A 1,603-nucleotide genomic window follows, 5' to 3' on the forward strand; every position below is an offset into this window, starting at 1 on the left:
CCGATCGGTCGAGCGAACGTTCCTGAAAAGCAAGGTCGAGCGCGAGGCGAATGGCGAAACCGTCGAGGATGAACCGTCGCTCAAGCAAAAGGGCGCCGCCAAAGCCGGCAAGATCGCGGCCGCTTCGATCCCCGGGGCCGTGATCGTCGGGACCGGCCTGGTCGTAAAGACATTGTTCGATCGCAGTCAGAAACGCCGGACCTTGCAGCGAGCAAACAGGCACACGCTTCCAAAACCCGTTACAAAAGACCCGGAATAAGGCCGTTCGGCTCTTGATTTGTCATCACCCTTGCGCGCATGAGCGCGCATGGCCGACCACGACAGTCTAGCTCGCCGCGGATTGATGTTCATCCTGTCCTCGCCCTCGGGCGCAGGTAAGACCACGATTTCGCGCATGCTGCTCGATGCCGAAGAGGCGATCAAGCTGTCGGTCTCAGTGACCACACGCGCGATGCGACCGGGCGAGATCGAAGGCGTCCACTATCATTTCGTATCCAACGATGAATTCGACCGGATGGTCGAACAGGACGACTTCTACGAATGGGCGCATGTGTTCGGGCATCGCTACGGCACGCCCAAGGGCAAGATCCGCGCGGCGCTGAAGGAAGGGCAGGATTTCCTGTTCGACATCGACTGGCAAGGTACCCAGCAGCTGTTCCAGAAGGACCAGCAGGACGTCGTGCGCGTGTTCATCCTGCCGCCAAGCATCGCCGAGCTGCGCCACCGGCTCGAAGCCCGGGGCACCGATACCCCGGAAGTCATCGAAAGCCGCATGGAACGCGCTCGCGCCGAAATCAGCCACTGGGACGCGTATGACTACGTCGTGATCAACGACGATGTCGACCTGTGCTTCGCCAAGGTCGCGGAGATCCTGCACGCCGAGCGAATGAAGCGTCAGCGACAGACCGGACTGATCCCGTTCGTGCGGGAGTTGATGGGGTAGCGGGGCGGGATCGCCGGCTTACGCCCCGGTTCAGGTCGACGTTCAACGGCTGGAATTGGGAGTGAAAGCGGACATAGCATCGCCGATATTTCAGCCAAGTTGAAATTCTGTATGCCTGGAGCACTATTTTGCGCTTGACCCTCACGTTACGTGAACCAGTATGCTGCGAACATGAGAACCTTTGGGATAGGTGAAATTTGCGAAAAGACGGGTCTGACTCGGCGGACCTTGCATCACTACGAGGATACTGGGCTGATTTCGCCCGAAAGGTCAAAAGCGGACTACAGGCGCTATTCCGAAACGGACATCAGAAAGCTCTATCGCATTACAGCTCTGAAAACGCTTGGTTTTTCATTATCTGAAATCAGGGATGTGGACCGCTTGCCCATAAGCGAGAATCACAAACTCTTCGAAACGCACTTAGAGCATTTGCAATCGCAACATCGACAAAACCTAGTTTCTATCCGTGCGCTGAAAACGTTCATAAGAGAGAAAACCTCTCTGGATAATCTACTAGGAGTCATCAAACGAGAGGAGTTCAAGCTCCACCCAAAGAACCGAGAAGCACACTTTGAAGAACACTACTCGGTTCAAGAGCGCGATAGTTGGGAAGAAGCCAAGACGTTAGTTGATCGTGTCTTTGGAGACGGTGTTTACGAC

General features: G+C 56.0%; 3 protein-coding genes. All 3 read left to right on the forward strand.

Annotation, left to right across the window (positions count from 1 at the left end):
- A partial coding sequence (locus AC6RA4_RS25460; RefSeq protein WP_500165110.1) for a hypothetical protein occupies positions 1 to 259 on the forward strand: 259 nt, incomplete at its 5' end.
- Positions 260 to 307: 48 nt separating this feature from the next.
- Positions 308 to 943: a guanylate kinase gene (gene gmk / locus AC6RA4_RS25465; protein WP_500165111.1), complete on the forward strand. Its 636-nt coding sequence runs from the start codon at positions 308 to 310 to the stop codon at positions 941 to 943.
- A gap of 171 nt (positions 944 to 1,114) precedes the next feature.
- A partial coding sequence (locus AC6RA4_RS25470; protein ID WP_500165113.1) for a MerR family transcriptional regulator occupies positions 1,115 to 1,603 on the forward strand: 489 nt, incomplete at its 3' end.

This window comes from Salipiger sp. (assembly GCF_059781815.1).

Coding starts and splice junctions, on each gene's coding strand:
- gmk (WP_500165111.1), top strand. CDS start 308: ATGGCCGACCACGACAGTCTAGCTCGCCGCGGATTGATGTTCATCCTG.